Source organism: Nonomuraea montanisoli, from assembly GCF_013363975.1.
Lineage (GTDB): Bacteria > Actinomycetota > Actinomycetes > Streptosporangiales > Streptosporangiaceae > Nonomuraea > Nonomuraea montanisoli.
The window spans coordinates 1-14,778 of record NZ_JABWGN010000002.1 but is presented as its reverse complement, the minus strand read 5'-3'; the positions used below and the strand labels follow the sequence as shown (position 1 = coordinate 14,778).

Genomic DNA, 14,778 nt, shown 5'->3' with positions numbered 1-14,778 from the left:
GTTGTCCGCCCGCGCCCCCGCCAAGGGGCACGGGCGCCAAGTCCTGTCAGCGGTCGTGCCCCACGCATGCGGGACACTCCCTTAACCGGCGACGTGCTCACCCACCGGTCCCGTTTCGCCGCCGCGCGTGGTCTCGCGGTCAAGGTCGAACGGGTCGGCGAGCGCACCGGTGCCGACGTCCAGCAGCCCCTGCGCCAGCCTGGTCACCTCGGGGGGAACCGGCGGCGCGAAGTCGGCCACAAGGCGCAGCCCTGCGAGCACATCGTCGGGTCGAACGGCAGGCGTCATGTGCCGAACAACCATGCGCAGTATGACACACGACTGTCCGGGCACCTGAGCTGCGGTTCTACCTGTCCCCTCGGACACCGCCAGCCTCAGTACGGCCTCGCGGGCGTCGAAGCGGCGTGGGCCCTTCTTGGTGAGGCGCTCGACCTCCACGGCCCCGGCGGAGAGGAACTTCTCCACCGCCACCCCGGCGAGCCCGGGATCCGCACCCGGCAACCGCACCTCCCACTCCGAGGCCTCCAGGCGCTCGGCGAGCCCTCCCGGCCCCGCCTCGACGACGTCTAGCACGTCGAGCCCGGGCGGCAGCGACCCGTCGAGGTCGCCGCGGATGCGCTCCGGCTCACACGGCGTGGTGACGCCGATCTCGAGGTATTCGGCCTCGCTGGCGACACCGGTCGGCGCCGCGCCCGCGTAGGAGATCTTCGGGTGGGGCGAGAAGCCCGCGCTGTAGGCCACCGGAATGCCGGCACGGCGGACCGCACGTTCGACGGCCCGCGAGATGTCGCGGTGACTGGTGAAGCGCAGGCGGCCGCGCTTGGCGTAGCGCACGCGCAGGCGCTGCACCGTGGGCGCGGGCGGGGGCCCGTCGGGAACAGGTTTCAGAGCTTTGTCGTCCTTCCCGTGTCAGAGTTCCTTCGTTTCAGAATAAGCCGCCCTGACGCCTGATCGACTCAGGATCATGTACGGCGAGGCACGGCCCGCGCACTCAACGCTCCGGAACGGCGACGGCGCCGGACACCGGGCCGTTCAGGAACGACGTCCTAGACGACCGTGAGCGGAAGGAGCTTGCGCCCCGTCGGGCCGATCTGGATCTCGGTGCCCATGGTCGGGCAGACCCCGCAGTCGTAGCACGGCGTCCAGCGGCAGTCCTCGACCTCGGCGCCGGAGACGGCCTCCTGCCAGTCCTGCCAGAGCCATTCGCGGTCGAGCCCGGCGTCGAGGTGGTCCCACGGAAGGACCTCGTTCTCCTCGCGCTCGCGCGTGGTGTACCAGTCGACGTCGACGCCGGCCTTCTCGGCGGCGGCCATCCAGCGCTGGTAGGAGAAGTGCTCGCTCCAGCCGTCGAAGCGCCCGCCGTCCTCCCAGACGGCCCTGATGACCGCGCCGACCCGCCGGTCACCGCGCGAGAGCAGGCCCTCGACGATGGACGGCTTGCCGTCGTGGTAGCGGTAGCCGATGGCCCGGCCGAACTCCTTGTCGCCGCGCAGCGAGTCGCGCAGCGTCTTGAGCCGCCGGTCGACGGTCTCGTGGTCGGCCTGGCCGGCCCACTGGAACGGCGTGTGCGGCTTGGGCACGAAGCCGCCGATGGACACGGTGCAGCGGATGTCGCGCGAGCCGGTGATCTCCCGCCCGGCCTTGATGACCTTCTTGGCCAGGTCGGCGATGCCGAGCACGTCCTCGTCGGTCTCGGTGGGCAGCCCGCACATGAAGTACAGCTTCACCTGTCGCCAGCCCTGGGAGTAGGCGGTGGTGACGGTGCGGATGAGGTCTTCCTCGGTGACCATCTTGTTGATCACCTTGCGCATGCGCTCGGACCCGCCCTCGGGCGCGAAGGTGAGCCCGGAGCGCCGCCCGTTGCGGGAGAACTCGTTGGCCAGGTCGATGTTGAACGCGTCGACCCGGGTGGAGGGCAGCGACAGCGAGGTGTTGGTGCCCTCATAGCGGTCGGCCAGGCCCTTGGCGACGTCGGCGATCTCGGAGTGGTCGGCCGACGACAGCGACAGCAGGCCGACCTCGTTGAAGCCGGACTCCTTGATGCCGTTGTCGACCATGGCGCCGATCGTGGTGATGGACCGCTCGCGCACCGGACGCGTGATCATGCCGGCCTGGCAGAAGCGGCAGCCGCGCGTGCAGCCGCGGAAGATCTCCACGCTGAACCGCTCGTGGACGGTCTCGGCGAGCGGCACCAGCGGCTTCTTCGGGTAGGGCCACTCGTCGAGGTCCATGACCGTGTGCTTGTGGACGCGCCACGGGACGTCGGCGCGGTTGGGCGCCACCCGCTTGATGCGCCCGTCGGGGTGGTAGTCGACGTCGTAGAACTTGGGCACGTAGACGCCGCCCGACTCGGCCAGGCGCATGAGCAGCTCGTCGCGGCCGCCGGGGCGGCCCTCGGCCTTCCACTCGCGGATGACCTCGCTGATGGCGATGGCGATCTGCTCGCCGTCGCCGAGCACGGCCGCGTCGAGGAAGTCGGCGATCGGCTCGGGGTTGAAGGCGGCGTGGCCGCCGGCGAGCACGATCGGGTCGTCGTCGTCGCGGTCGACCGCCAGCATCGGGATGCCGGCCAGGTCGAGGGCGGTCAGCATGTTGGTGTAGCCGAGCTCGGTGGAGAACGACACGCCGAGCACGTCGAAGGCGCGCACCGGGCGGTGGGCGTCGACGGTGAACTGGGGCACGCCCTCGGCGCGCATGAGCGCCTCGAGGTCGGGCCAGACGGCGTAGGTGCGCTCGGCCAGGGTGGCGGGCAGCTCGTTGAGGATCTCGTAGAGGATCGCGACGCCCTGGTTGGGCAGGCCGACCTCATAGGCGTCCGGGTACATCAGCGCCCAGCGCACGTCGGCGTCGTCCCAGTCCTTCACGGTCGAGTTGAGCTCACCCCCGACGTACTGGATGGGCTTCTGCACCTTGGGCAGCAGCGCTTCCAGGCGGTGGAAAATCGACTCGACAGACATACGACCAGGGTAGCGGCGCGCGGGAGCGGCCCGTCCCGGTGTGGTATGCCCGGCGCGGTCAGGCGTACTGCTGCTGCTCGCGGATCCTGATCGACTGGAGCAGCCCCACCGCGATGAGGTTGGCGAAGGTCGCGGTGCCGCCGTACGAGACGAACGGCAGCGGCAGCCCGGTGATGGGCATGATCCCGATGGTCATCCCGATGTTGACGAACGTCTGGAACGCGAACCAGCACACGATCGTGCCCGCCACCAGCGTGCCGAACCGGTCGTCGCACTGCCGGGCGATCCGCAGCCCCCGCAGCAGCACCACGCCGAGCAGCAGCACGATGGTCACCGAGCCGAGGAAGCCGAACTCCTCCCCCGCGACCGTGAAGATGAAGTCGGTGTGCTGCTCCGGCACGAACCTCCCCGTTGTCTGCCCGCCGTGCAGCCAGCCCTTGCCGAACAGCTGGCCGGAGCCGATCGCGATGAGCGACTGCGTGCTGTTGTAGCCGACGCCGCGCGGGTCGACGCCCGGATCGAGGAACGCGGTGAAGCGCGCGATCTGGTACGCCTCCAGCAGGTGCAGCCGGAACACCAGGAACACCCCGGTCGCCGCCACGAGCGTCAGCCCCACGATCCACCGCTTGCGCACCCCGCCGATGATCAGCGCCGCGGCGGTGATCACGGCGAGCACCAGCGCCGTGCCGAGGTCCGGCTGGAGCATCACCATGCCCATGGTCAGCGCCGCCACGCACAGCGCCAGCACGATGTCGAACGTGCGCGGGCGGTCGCTGCCCTCGGCCGGCTGCGCCAGCAGCATCGCCAGGATCAGCAGCAGCCCGAGCTTGGCGAACTCCGACGGCTGCACCGCGAAGCCGCCGCCCAGCAGGATCCACGAGTGCGAGCCGTTGATCGTCGCGCCGAGCGGCGAGATCACCAGCCCGAGCCCCACCAGGCTGAGCAGGAACACCAGCGGCGCGTACGCGCGCATGGCCCGGTGGTCGATCGCGGTCGTCATGGCGCACAGCACCACCCCGATGCCGAGGTTGAGCATGTGCTTCTTGACCAGGCCGGTCGAGCCGGGCGCCCACGTGCGGGTGGACGACCACACCAGCAGGGTGCCGATGACGCTCAGCGCGGCCACCGCGACCAGCAGGACGCCGTCGAGCCGCCACAGCGACGACTGCGCGCCCACCATCCTGCGGCCGTAGCCGCGCCGGCCGCTTCTCAGCACGCGCTCCGCCATCGCCCCTCCGCCCTTGCCCCGCCGTCACCACCAGCCCCGGGTGGGGCGTCTACCGCGCCACCGTTCCGTCGGGCGCGAACCTCGGCAGCCTGGCCACCGGTCTGCCGCCCGGCAGGGCCGCCTTGCCCTTGATCCCGTAGATGCCCTCGTAGATCTCCCGTACGGCCGGCGCCGCGGTCTGCGCGCCCATGCCGCCCTGCGACACCATGGCCACCACCACGAACCGCGGGTCGTTGGTCGGCGCGAACGAGGCGAACCAGGAGGTGTCCTCCTTGCCCCACACCTCCGCGGTACCGGTCTTGCCGCCGATGCGCACCTTGTCCATGGGGAATCCGGCGAACGCGCCGGCGGCCGTTCCGTCGGAGGCCACCTCGCTGAGCGCGTTCTTGATGTAGAGGCGCTCCTTCTCGCTGAGCGGCAGCTTGCCGACCACCGGCACGTCGTACGTCTCGACCAGCGTGCCGTCCGGCCGCACCCGCGCCCAGCCGATGCGCGGGCTGCGCAGCTTGCCGTCGTTGACCAGCGCCGCGTACGCCCGGGCGAGCTGCAGCGGCGTCACCAGCACGTCGCCCTGGCCGATGGAGAAGTTGGCCGAGTCGCCGGGCCGCAGGATGAAGCCCTCGGCGCAGTTCTCGGAGGCCAGCCGCTTGAGGAAGTCGGCCCGCGCCCGGTCGGTCACCTCGGGGTAGCCGGTCTGCGCGCGGCGGCAGTTGGTGCCGCTGGTCAGGGTCCACATCTCCTTCTTCCAGCGGCGGTCGGGGATGCGGCCGGACGACTCGCCGGGCAGGTCGATGCCCGTGGGGCGGCCGAAGCCGAAGGCCCGGGCCGTGTTGGCGAAGATCTCGCGCGGCTTCTTCTTGGGGTTGCGCCCGCCGTCGCGCAGGTACTGCTCGTACGCCGCCCGGTAGAAGATCGTGTCGCACGACTTGACCAGCGCGGTGTGCAGGTTCATCGGGCCGAGCCCGATGCCGTGGAAGTTGTTGAACGCCCGGTCGCCCACCATGTACGAGCCGGGGCAGTCGTAGGTGCCGTTCAGCGGATACCCGGCCCGCAGCATCGACGTGACCGACGACACCTTGAACGTCGAGCCGGGCGCGAACTGCCCGTTGATCGCCCGCGACACCAGCGGCATGCCCGACTTCGGCGACAGCAGCCGCTGGTAGCCGCTCGCCGAGATGCCGCCCGCCCACACGGCCGGGTCGTAGCTGGGCGCGCTGGCCAGTGCCAGCACCCGCGACGTGCGCGCGTCGAGCACCACGGCCGCGCCGCCGTCGGCCTTCGGCGCGTTGTGCATCGCCCTGGCCAGGGCCCGCTCGGCCACGGCCTGCACGCGGGCGTCGATGCTGGTGATCAGGTTGTCGCCGCTGACCGGCCGTACCTGCTGCTCGACGCCGATCGCCTTGCCCATCCGGTCCACCTGCACGCGGCGCATCCCCGGCTTGCCGCGCAGCGCCTCGTCGTAGACCTCCTCCAGGCCGTCGCGCCCGGCGAGGTCGACGCCGGAGTAGGCGGCCTTGAGCCCGGCGCGCTTCTCCAGCTCGGCCTCGGTGACCGGCTGCAGGTAGCCGAGCATCTGCGCGCCCGCCTGGCCGCCGGGGTACTGCCGCACCGACTGGATCTCGGCGCTGACGCCGGGGAAGTCCTCCTGGCGTTCGAGGATCTGCAGCGCCTGGCGGGTGTCGGCCTTCTGCTCGACGGGCACCGGCTGGTACGGCGAGCCCGTCCAGCACGGCTGCGAGACGCCGGGCCCGCACGGGCGGATGCGCTCCTTGAGCTTCTTGACCGGCGTGCCGAGCACGGCGCTGAGCTTGCGCAGCACCGACCTGCCGCCGTCGGGCGTGCGCGCCAGCGCGGTCCGGTCGACCGACACCACCAGCGCCGTCTGGTTGCGCACCAGCGGGCGGCCGGAGGAGTCGAGGATCTGGCCGCGCACCGCGGGCTCGATCACCGTGCGCGTCCTCGTCTCGGTCGCCCTGGTCACGAACTCCTGCCCGCGCACCACCTGCACCTGCCACAGCCGTACGGCCAGCACCACGAGCAGGCTCAGGACGAGCACGTGCAGCAGGAACAGCCGGGACCGCATCCGGATCATGTCGCGTACCCCGGCTCGCCGGAGCGGGCGGCCCACCACATGACGAGGGGCGACAGGAAGAACGTGTAGGCGATGGTCAGCGGCACCTGGTCGGTGAAGGTGTCGACGTCGACCCGCGGATCGGAGATCAGCCCGCCGAGCCCGGCGGCCAGCAGCGGCCCGAGCAGCACGCACAGCATGACGGTCGTCACGGGCGTGCCGAGCCCGCGCCCGGCGACGTAGCCGATGACCGCCAGCGTGAACGCGTACAGGCCCATCAGGTGGGCGGCCGGCGGCATCACGTCCACCAGCAGCCCCGCGCAGAACCCGATCACCGCTCCGGTCACGGGCCCCCTCGTCATCGCCACGCCCGTCACGGCCAGCAGCACCAGGTCGGGCGAGCCGCCTCCCGGCAGCGGCACCCGGTTGACCAGGATCACCTGCACCAGCACCGCGAGCGGCACGACCAGCAGAGCCGTCATCGTGCTCCCTCCTTCGGCGGCAGCACGGCGTCACGCGGGTCACGACCCGGTCCGCGCACGACCACCCCCACCACGTCCAGCGCCGTCAGATCCGCGTACGGCCGCGCGAACGCGACCCGCGTGAGCTCGCCCGGCGTCGCCTCCACCCGTTCGATCACCCCCACCGGCAGCCCCGGCACGTACGGCCGGCCGTGCTGCGACCCGAAGCTCACGATGCGCCCGCCCGGCGCCATCGGCGCGGTCGCGTCGAGCAGCTTGAACTGCACCAGACGCCCGTTCTCGCCCACCCCGTGGACGACGCCGATCTCCTGGCCGCCCTCCAGCCGGGCGCCCGTGGCCGAGGCCCGGTCGCTGATGAGCAGCACCGTGGACGTGCGGGCGCCGGCCTGCACGACCCGGCCCACCAGCCCGTCGGCGTTCATCACGGTCATCTCCGGACGCACCCCGTCATCGGCGCCGATGTCGAGCTGGACGGCGTCCTCGAAGCCGGGATTGCCGCGCCGGGCGATCACGTTGCCGGTCACGACCGTGTAGCCGCCGCGGCCGGCCGTGCCGAGCATCCGCTTCAGCTCCGCGGACCTGTCGGCGTCGAGCCTGCTCGCGATCAGACCCGAGCGCAGCCGGGCGTTCTCGGCGCGCAGCCGCTTGAGTTCGTCCTGCGCGCCGGGCGCGGTGACGACCGCCTGGACGAAGCCGGTCAGCGGCCGGGACACGACCCCGGCGGCGCCCTCGACCGCGCCGAACATCCACGCCCCGGCCGCGCGCACCGGCACGAACGGCGAGCCGTCGCCGGCGCGGCGGTCGACGGTCAGCGCGACCAGGGCGATCGCCAGCAGCGTGCCGAGGATGATCCGCGCGCGGCGGGTGTCCCTCATCAGACGTCCCCCCTCAACGGCGGGATTCCGGCACGAGCACCTGCTGCAGCTCCTCGAACTCCTCCACGCACCGGCCCGAGCCGAGCGCGACCGAGTCGAGGGCGTTGTCGACGAGGTGGACGGGCATGCCCGTCTCGGCCCTGATCCGCTCCTCCATGCCCTTGAGCAGGGCGCCGCCGCCGGTCAGCGCGATGCCGCGGTCCATCAGGTCGCCGGCCAGCTCCGGCGGGCACCGGTCGAGCGTGGACTTGACCGCGTCGACGATGGACCCGACCGGCTCCTCGGTCGCCCTGCGGACCTCCTCGCCCGACACGACGACCGTCTTCGGCAGGCCCGTCACCAGGTCGCGGCCGCGGATCTCGGCGTGCGCCTCCTCCTCGGTGGGCCAGGCCGAGCCGATCGCCATCTTGATCTCCTCGGCGGTGCGCTCGCCCAGCATGAGCGAGTACTCCTTCTTGGCGAACGTGATCACCGCCTGGTCGAGCTCGTCGCCGCCGATCCTGATCGACTGGCTCGTCACCACGCCGCCCATCGAGATGATCGCCACCTCGGTGGTGCCGCCGCCGATGTCGACGACCATGTTGCCGGTGGGCTCGTGGACCGGCAGCCCCGCGCCGATCGCGGCCGCCATCGGCTCCTCGACGATGTAGACCTTGCGCGCCCCCGCCTGGTAGCCGGCCTCCTTCACCGCCCGCTGCTCCACGCTCGTGATCCCGCTCGGCACGGCGATGATCACGCGCGGCTTGGCGAAGTGGCGGCGCTTGTGCACCCGCTGGATGAAGTAGCGCAGCATCCGCTCCGTCACGTCGAAGTCGGCGATCACGCCGTCCTTGAGCGGCCGTACCGCGACGATGTGGCCGGGCGTGCGGCCGATCATCCGCTTGGCCTCGATGCCGACTGCCACGATCTTGCCCGTGGAGGTGTTGATGGCGACGACCGACGGCTCGTTGAGGACGATGCCTCGGCCCCGCACGTACACCAGCGTGTTGGCGGTGCCCAGGTCGACCGCCATGTCCCGGCCGAGAAACGCGAGCTTGCTGCCCATGGGGAACGGAGCCTTCCGTAATGTCGTACGCCAATCGCTACGGAGCGAATTCGAATCGTAACGTGACGTACCCACCGCCGGACGCAACGAGCCCGCGCGCCCCACAAAAATCCTGCCGTCTCTCCGCCAAGCACCTTTTGCCCGGTTTCCGGTAAAAGCGGAGAGTGCCCCGTTTGACGATCAGAAAAGCGAAATGCCCGCCTGGCACGGGGCCATGGCGGGCACTCACGAATCCGGACAGAAGGGACGCGGCAGAGACGCGCCCCTTCCGGCGCTCCTAGAAGCGGTCCGGGAAGAAGATCTTGATCTCGCGGGCGGCGGACTCGGGCGAGTCGGAGCCGTGGACGACGTTCTCGCCGATCTCCAGGGCGTGGTCGCCGCGGATCGTGCCGGGAGCCGACTTCACCGGGTCGGTGAGCCCGGCCAGGGCGCGGAACGCCTCGACCGCGCGCGGGCCCTCCAGCACCATGGCGACGAGCGGGCCGGAGGTGATGAACTCGACGAGCTCGCCGAAGAACGGCCGCTCGGAGTGCTCGGCGTAGTGGGCCTTGGCGGTGTCGGCGTCGAGGGTGCGCAGGTCCATCGCGACGACCTTGAGGCCCTTGCGCTCCACGCGGGCGATCACGTCACCGATGAGGCCGCGCTTCACCCCGTCGGGCTTGATCAGGACAAGAGTGCGCTCGGACACTTGAGGTTCTCCTTTGAACAGGTCTGGGGGTCGCGGATGCGGCTACGGACGCCGGATGACTCCGCCGGGAGCGCTCCGCGGCACGGACGACCTCGCGTCGCTGTAGCTGCGGCTCAGCTTACCGTCCCCGGGACGCCTCCCCCGCGCCGCACGCCAGGGAGTCCGCGACGGTCTCACTCCGGCTACTCGGGACGAGCTCACCCCGGGAGCCCGGGAGGCTCTTCTGGGAGCCCGGGGCGGGGCCACTCCTGGTTGCTCGGGGCAGGCTCACTCCGGGGGCCCGAAGCGGGTCCACTCCTGGCTACTCGGGACGAGCCCGCTCCGGAGACCCGGAAGGCTCTCCTGGGAGCCCGGGGCAGGCTCACTCCGGGAGTCCGGGGCAGGCTCACCCTGGTTACTCAGGGCAGGGTCACTCCGGGGAGCCCGGGGCAGGCTCACCCTGGTTACTCGGGGCGGGCTCACTTCTGAGGCCCGAAGCGGGTCACTCCTGGGAGCCCGGGGCGGGGTCGCTCCTGGGACGCCGGGGCGAGGTCACTCTTGGGAGCCGTCCTCGGGCGAGGCGGCCTGCGGGGGAACCGCCGGAAGGCGCTCGGTGGCCCCCGCCTCCGCGTCGTCCGCCGCCGAAGCCCGCCGGCGGCGCTTCCCCGCGTCCCCGCCCGACGCCGTCCGGCGCTCCCCGAAGGCTCCCGACCCGTCGGCGGGCCCCGGCGAGGGCGTCTGCGCCGGAACGCTCCCCTTCCGCGGGGAGCGCCCGTTGGCCGTGGAGGCGGGCACTCGGGGAATCGCCCCGGTAGGGGCGTCGTCGTCGCCGACCTCGGCTCCCTCCCCCACCACGTTCGCGTCACCCCTCGCGGCGGCATAACCCGCCGCCGTCGCGCCACCGACCGAAGCCGCGTCACTCGGCGCGGTCGCGTCACTCATAGCGGTCGCGTCATGCATCGCCGTCGGGTCACTCACAGCGCTCGGGTCACCCACCCCCGCCGCCCCACTCACAGCGCTCGGGTCACCCACCCACGCCGCCCCACTCACAGCGGTCGCGTCACCCACCGCCGTCGCCCCACTCGCTGCGGTCGCGTGCCTCCCGGCGTTCCCGTCGTCCCCGGCGGTCACGTCGCCCCCGGCACCCGGCGAAGACCCGCCACGTCTCCCGCCCACGCCCCTGAGAGCCTTCTCACGACGCTCAGCGCCGTCTCCCCTGCTCATCCCCTCACTCGAAGCCTCGAACGCGCCCAGGGCCCCGTTACCGAGCCCCCCGGAGCCGTTCCCCGCGCCGGCCGCACCCGATCCGCCACCGGCCGTCGCCCGGTCACCGCTGATCAAGCCGTCCGCCCCGGCGGTCGCAGCAGAACCACCGGCACCCGATCCGCCGCCAGGACGGGCGACCTCTCCCGCTTCCGAACGCGCACCAGGAGAGACCTCCACCCGCCCGCCGGAGGAGCCACCCACCGAGCCGCCCTCGCGATCAACACCGTCCTCGGCATCGGCATCGGCATCGCCGGAACGCCCACCGCCGGAAGGCCCGTCGGGCCCCTCCTCGACGCCCACCATCTCGGCCCCGGGCCCACGTCGCGACAGCAGCGCGGCCAGCACGATCACCGCCACCACCAGGAACCCGCCGATGAGCGCCCACAGGTGCAGCGCCCCCACGAACCGGTCCACGAGCTGCTGCGGCGTGCTCACCCCGCGCAGCATCGCCATCTGCACCCCGCTGCCGAGCAGGTAGCCCGCCAGCACGCCGGGGAAGCACAGCGCCAGCCCGAACAGCGCGGCCCCCACCCCGGCACGCCGCAGCGACGCCGTCAGGGCCACGGCCGCGCCCACCGCCAGCAGCGTGAAGGGCACGACCAGCACCCGCCCGTCGGCCGCCGGCACCACGACCCGCACCGAGCACAGGCCCACCACCATCGACAGCAGCCCGAGCGGCGCCGGCCAGGTCGCCTCGCGCCGGACGAACAGCCGCACCAGCACCGCCGCGGCCACGGCCAGGCCGCCCGCCACGCCGAACGGCCCCCACAGTCCCTTCAGGCCGGGTCCGCCGAGCCCGCCCATCTCGACGTACGTCACCTGCGCGATGCTCGGCAGCAGCACGGCGCCGACGGCGACCATCGCGTAAGCGAGCGAACGCGCCTCCGGGACGCCGATGGAGGCGAGCGCCAGAAGCGCTCCCACCGCGAGCACGGCGACCACGATCACGATGTTGGGCCGCCAGTCCTCGCTCGCGGTGCTGATGGCCACGATCGCGATGCCCGCCGCGGGCATGGTCGCCAGCAGCAGCCTGCTGCGCTCGCGCGGCTGGGGCCGCGGCGCGGGCCGCCGGCCGTACAGCAGCCACAGCACCAGGTAGGCGGCGGCCAGCACCAGCGCGGCGCCGGTCAGCATGGGATACGGCTGGAGCGTCACCTTCCAGTCGCTCACGCCGTCGAGCGGCCACAGGGCCAGCGCCTGGGCGCTGAGCAGGCTGAGCGCCAGCACCCCCGACCAGATGGCGCGCAGCACCGCCGGGCGCTCCCAGGCGGCCACCAGCGTGGCGGGGAGCAGCAGCCCGGCGCCCACACCGTGGAGGACGCGCAGCACGCCGACGAGGAACGTCGAACCCGCGTAGCCGCCGGCGGCGTCGGCCACGGCCAGCAGCGCCAGCCCGGCGACCAGGATGTAGGCGACCCTCACCCTGCCCAGCGCCACGGAGGCGAGCGGGACCGTCAACATCATCGCCGGCAGGGCGAGACCGTGCGCGCGCATGAGCCCGAGCCGGTCGAACCCTGGCGGCAGCAGGTCGCCGACGACGGAGACGGTGTTGGGGATGGCGACGATCGCCAGGGGCAGCGCGGCCACGATGAGCAACGCCAGCACGATGTCGAGGAACCACGGGTGGGTGGTGCCGGGGTCGGATCCCGTGGCCGGCTGGTTCGGGGTCCGTTGAATCGGGGGGACGGCCATGTTGGCCGACTTTAGCGGGAAGTCACGCCTTCGACACGGCGAGCGACGAATATCGCGGTGATCCACAGCGCCAGGAAGATCGCCCCGAGGAAGAACATGGCCGGGACCAGGAACCCCGTCGCGATGGCGATCACCTGGACCAGGCTGCCCAGTACGTACCCGATCGGCTTCTTCAGCAGCCCGGCCGCCACCACGCACAGCACGGCCAGGCCGATGCCGGCCGTGACGGCCAGCGGGGGCCGCACGCCGTTCACGGCGATCGCGACGGGCGTGACCAGCCCGGCGACGATGGCCTCCATGCCGAGCACACTGGACCCGAGCCGGCGCATGCCGGGCGTCACCTCGAAGCTCAGCAGGCCCTTCCCGCCCCCGGCCATCACTCGCCCTCCGCCCGCAGCAGGTGGCGGGCGTCGCCGGCGGTGACCACGGACCCGGTGATCAGCACGCCCGTGCCGCTGAACTCACCCTCGGCGTCGGCGATGCCGATGCCCCTGTCGATGGCGTCGTCGAGGCGCTCGACGACGTGCACGCGGTCCTCGCCGAAGACGGCCACCGCCAGCCGCGCCAGCTCCTCGGGCGCCATCGACCTGGGCGAGGAATTGCGGGTGACGATGATCTCTTCCAGCATGGGCTCCAGGAGCTCCAGCATGGTGTCGACGTCCTTGTCGCCCATGGCGGCGACGACGCCGACGACCTTGGCGAAGTCGAACGCTTCGTGCAGCGCGTCGAGCGTGGCCTGCATGCCGCCGGGGTTGTGCGCCGCGTCGACCACCACGGTCGGGTTGCGGCGGAGGACCTCCAGCCGTCCCGGTGACGACGCCTGCGCGAACGCCTGGCGTACCAGGTCCGTGTCCAGCGGCTCGTCGCCGCCCGTGAGCGCCTCGACGGCGGCCAGCGCGGTGACGGCGTTGCTCGCCTGGTGGGCGCCGTAGAGCGGCAGGTACACCTCGTCGTAGACGCCCTTGAGGCCGCGCAGGGTCAGGAGCTGGCCGCCGATCGCCACCTCGCGGGCCAGCACGCCGAACTCCAGGCCCTCGCGCGCCACGACCGCGCCCACCTCGCCGGCCCGGCGCATGAGCACCTCGGCCGCCTCCAGCTCCTGCTGGGCGAGGATGGCGGTGGCGCCGGGCTTGAGGATGCCGGCCTTCTCACCGGCGATGCTCGGGATGTCGGGGCCCAGCCGGTCGGTGTGGTCGAGGGAGATGGGGGTGATGACGGCGACGGTGCCGTCGGCGACGTTCGTCGCGTCCCAGGACCCGCCCATGCCGGCCTCGATCACGGCGACGTCGACCGGGGTGTCGGCGAAGGCCGCGAACGCCATGGCCGTCAGCAGCTCGAAGAACTGGATGCGGCGGCCCTGCGTGTCGGTCAGCTCGACGTACGGGATGATCTCCTCGTAGACCTGCGCGAAGCGCTCCTCGCTCAGCGGCTCGCCGTCCACGGTGATGCGCTCGCGCATCGAGACGAGATGCGGGCTGGTGAAGCGGCCGACGCGGAGGTTGCGCTCGCGGAGCAGCGCCTCGGTCAGGCGGGCCGTACTGGTCTTGCCGTTGGTGCCCGCTATGTGAATGACCGGGTACGCCCGCTGAGGCGAGCCGAGCAGGTCGAGCAGGGCGGCGATACGGTCGAGCGTGGGCTCGAAGTCCCATTCGACGCCTCGGTCCATGATCGCGCGTTCAACAGCACGGTAGTCCACCCCTCAACCCTACTGAGCGCCCCGACCGGTCCGGGACAGGCCCAGCGAGGACGGCGGCCGGAAGGGGTCTGGATGAAGGGGCGCGGCCGGAGAGTGAGGCGCGCCTGAGGGCCGAGGATCTCCGCCAGACCTTGGGGAGCGAATGTGAACACTGCACAAGAGCACGCACGCATTAGCGTGGGCCGCACGACGCACGACGCACGACGCACGACGCACGACGCACGACGCACGACGCACGATGCACGACGTGCGCACGCACGCGCACGCGCACGCGCACGCGCACCAGCCTGTGCCACGCATCTGAGCACCCGCCAGACAATACGAGTGCCCGCCAGAAGGACCCACCGCCCACGAGACGCGGGCCGGCCCCTCAAAACACCCCCACAACGCAAGAAAGGGCCCCATCCTCCACTCCCCAAAGCCAACCCTGGCCCTGAGAAGCTCCGGATGGAGCCCTTACCTGTCAAACAAAGATTGTCCGGCGGTGACCTACTCTCCCACACCCTCCCGAGTGCAGTACCATCGGCGCTGGGAAGCTTAACTTCCGGGTTCGGAATGTAACCGGGTGTTTCCTTCCCGCCATAACCGCCGTAACCCTCCGAAACACACAAGCACACCGCTTGCTGTCTCAGAATTGCCTAGTGGACGCGAGCAAAACGCTCAAAAAAGCTTGCTTTGTGGTCAAGTCCTCGGCCTATTAGTACCGGTCAGCTCCACACGTTACCGCGCTTCCACCTCCGGCCTATCAACCCGGTCGTCTACCGGGAGCCTTACCCCCTCACAGGGTGGGAGACCTCAT

At 71.6% G+C, this 14,778-nt stretch carries 11 protein-coding genes and 2 rRNA genes; all 13 read right to left on the bottom strand.

Annotated features, from left to right (window positions below; translation table 11 throughout):
• Positions 1-81: 81 nt before the first annotated feature.
• Positions 82-834, bottom strand: coding sequence for a TIGR03936 family radical SAM-associated protein (locus HTZ77_RS03595; protein WP_328808395.1), 753 nt, complete (start codon positions 832-834; stop codon positions 82-84).
• Between the two features lie 212 nt (positions 835-1,046).
• Positions 1,047-2,957, bottom strand: a complete 1,911-nt coding sequence (locus HTZ77_RS03590) for a TIGR03960 family B12-binding radical SAM protein (RefSeq protein WP_175587999.1) — start codon at positions 2,955-2,957, stop codon at positions 1,047-1,049.
• A gap of 58 nt (positions 2,958-3,015) precedes the next feature.
• A complete protein-coding gene (gene rodA / locus HTZ77_RS03585) occupies positions 3,016-4,185 on the bottom strand; it encodes a rod shape-determining protein RodA (protein ID WP_175587998.1) in 1,170 nt (389 codons plus the stop codon).
• Positions 4,186-4,234: 49 nt separating this feature from the next.
• Positions 4,235-6,277: a penicillin-binding protein 2 gene (mrdA, locus tag HTZ77_RS03580; protein ID WP_175587997.1), complete on the bottom strand. Its 2,043-nt coding sequence runs from the start codon at positions 6,275-6,277 to the stop codon at positions 4,235-4,237.
• Complete coding sequence (gene mreD, locus HTZ77_RS03575; protein WP_175587996.1) at positions 6,274-6,738, bottom strand: rod shape-determining protein MreD; 465 nt, start codon at positions 6,736-6,738, stop codon at positions 6,274-6,276. Before mreD ends, mrdA begins: the two co-directional genes overlap by 4 nt.
• Positions 6,735-7,613 (bottom strand): rod shape-determining protein MreC, encoded by an 879-nt coding sequence (gene mreC / locus HTZ77_RS03570; protein ID WP_175587995.1) that lies wholly within the window; start codon positions 7,611-7,613, stop codon positions 6,735-6,737. Before mreC ends, mreD begins: the two co-directional genes overlap by 4 nt.
• Before the next feature lie 13 nt (positions 7,614-7,626).
• Positions 7,627-8,658, bottom strand: coding sequence for a rod shape-determining protein (gene mreB / locus HTZ77_RS03565; RefSeq protein ID WP_175587994.1), 1,032 nt, complete (start codon positions 8,656-8,658; stop codon positions 7,627-7,629).
• A gap of 277 nt (positions 8,659-8,935) precedes the next feature.
• Positions 8,936-9,346: a nucleoside-diphosphate kinase gene (gene ndk, locus HTZ77_RS03560; RefSeq protein ID WP_080046153.1), complete on the bottom strand. Its 411-nt coding sequence runs from the start codon at positions 9,344-9,346 to the stop codon at positions 8,936-8,938.
• Positions 9,347-9,877: 531 nt separating this feature from the next.
• A complete protein-coding gene (locus tag HTZ77_RS03555; RefSeq protein WP_175587993.1) occupies positions 9,878-12,283 on the bottom strand; it encodes a hypothetical protein in 2,406 nt (801 codons plus the stop codon).
• Positions 12,284-12,294: 11 nt separating this feature from the next.
• Entirely contained in the window at positions 12,295-12,660 is a 366-nt protein-coding gene (locus HTZ77_RS03550) for a DUF4233 domain-containing protein (protein ID WP_205302067.1), read from the bottom strand.
• On the bottom strand, positions 12,660-13,949 hold the full coding sequence (locus HTZ77_RS03545) for a bifunctional folylpolyglutamate synthase/dihydrofolate synthase (RefSeq protein WP_175587992.1): 1,290 nt from the start codon (positions 13,947-13,949) through the stop codon (positions 12,660-12,662). Before HTZ77_RS03545 ends, HTZ77_RS03550 begins: the two co-directional genes overlap by 1 nt.
• Positions 13,950-14,455: 506 nt before the next feature.
• Positions 14,456-14,572: ribosomal RNA gene (rrf, locus tag HTZ77_RS03540) — 5S ribosomal RNA — on the bottom strand.
• Positions 14,573-14,656: 84 nt separating this feature from the next.
• Positions 14,657-14,778: ribosomal RNA gene (locus HTZ77_RS03535) — 23S ribosomal RNA — on the bottom strand; the annotation flags it as partial.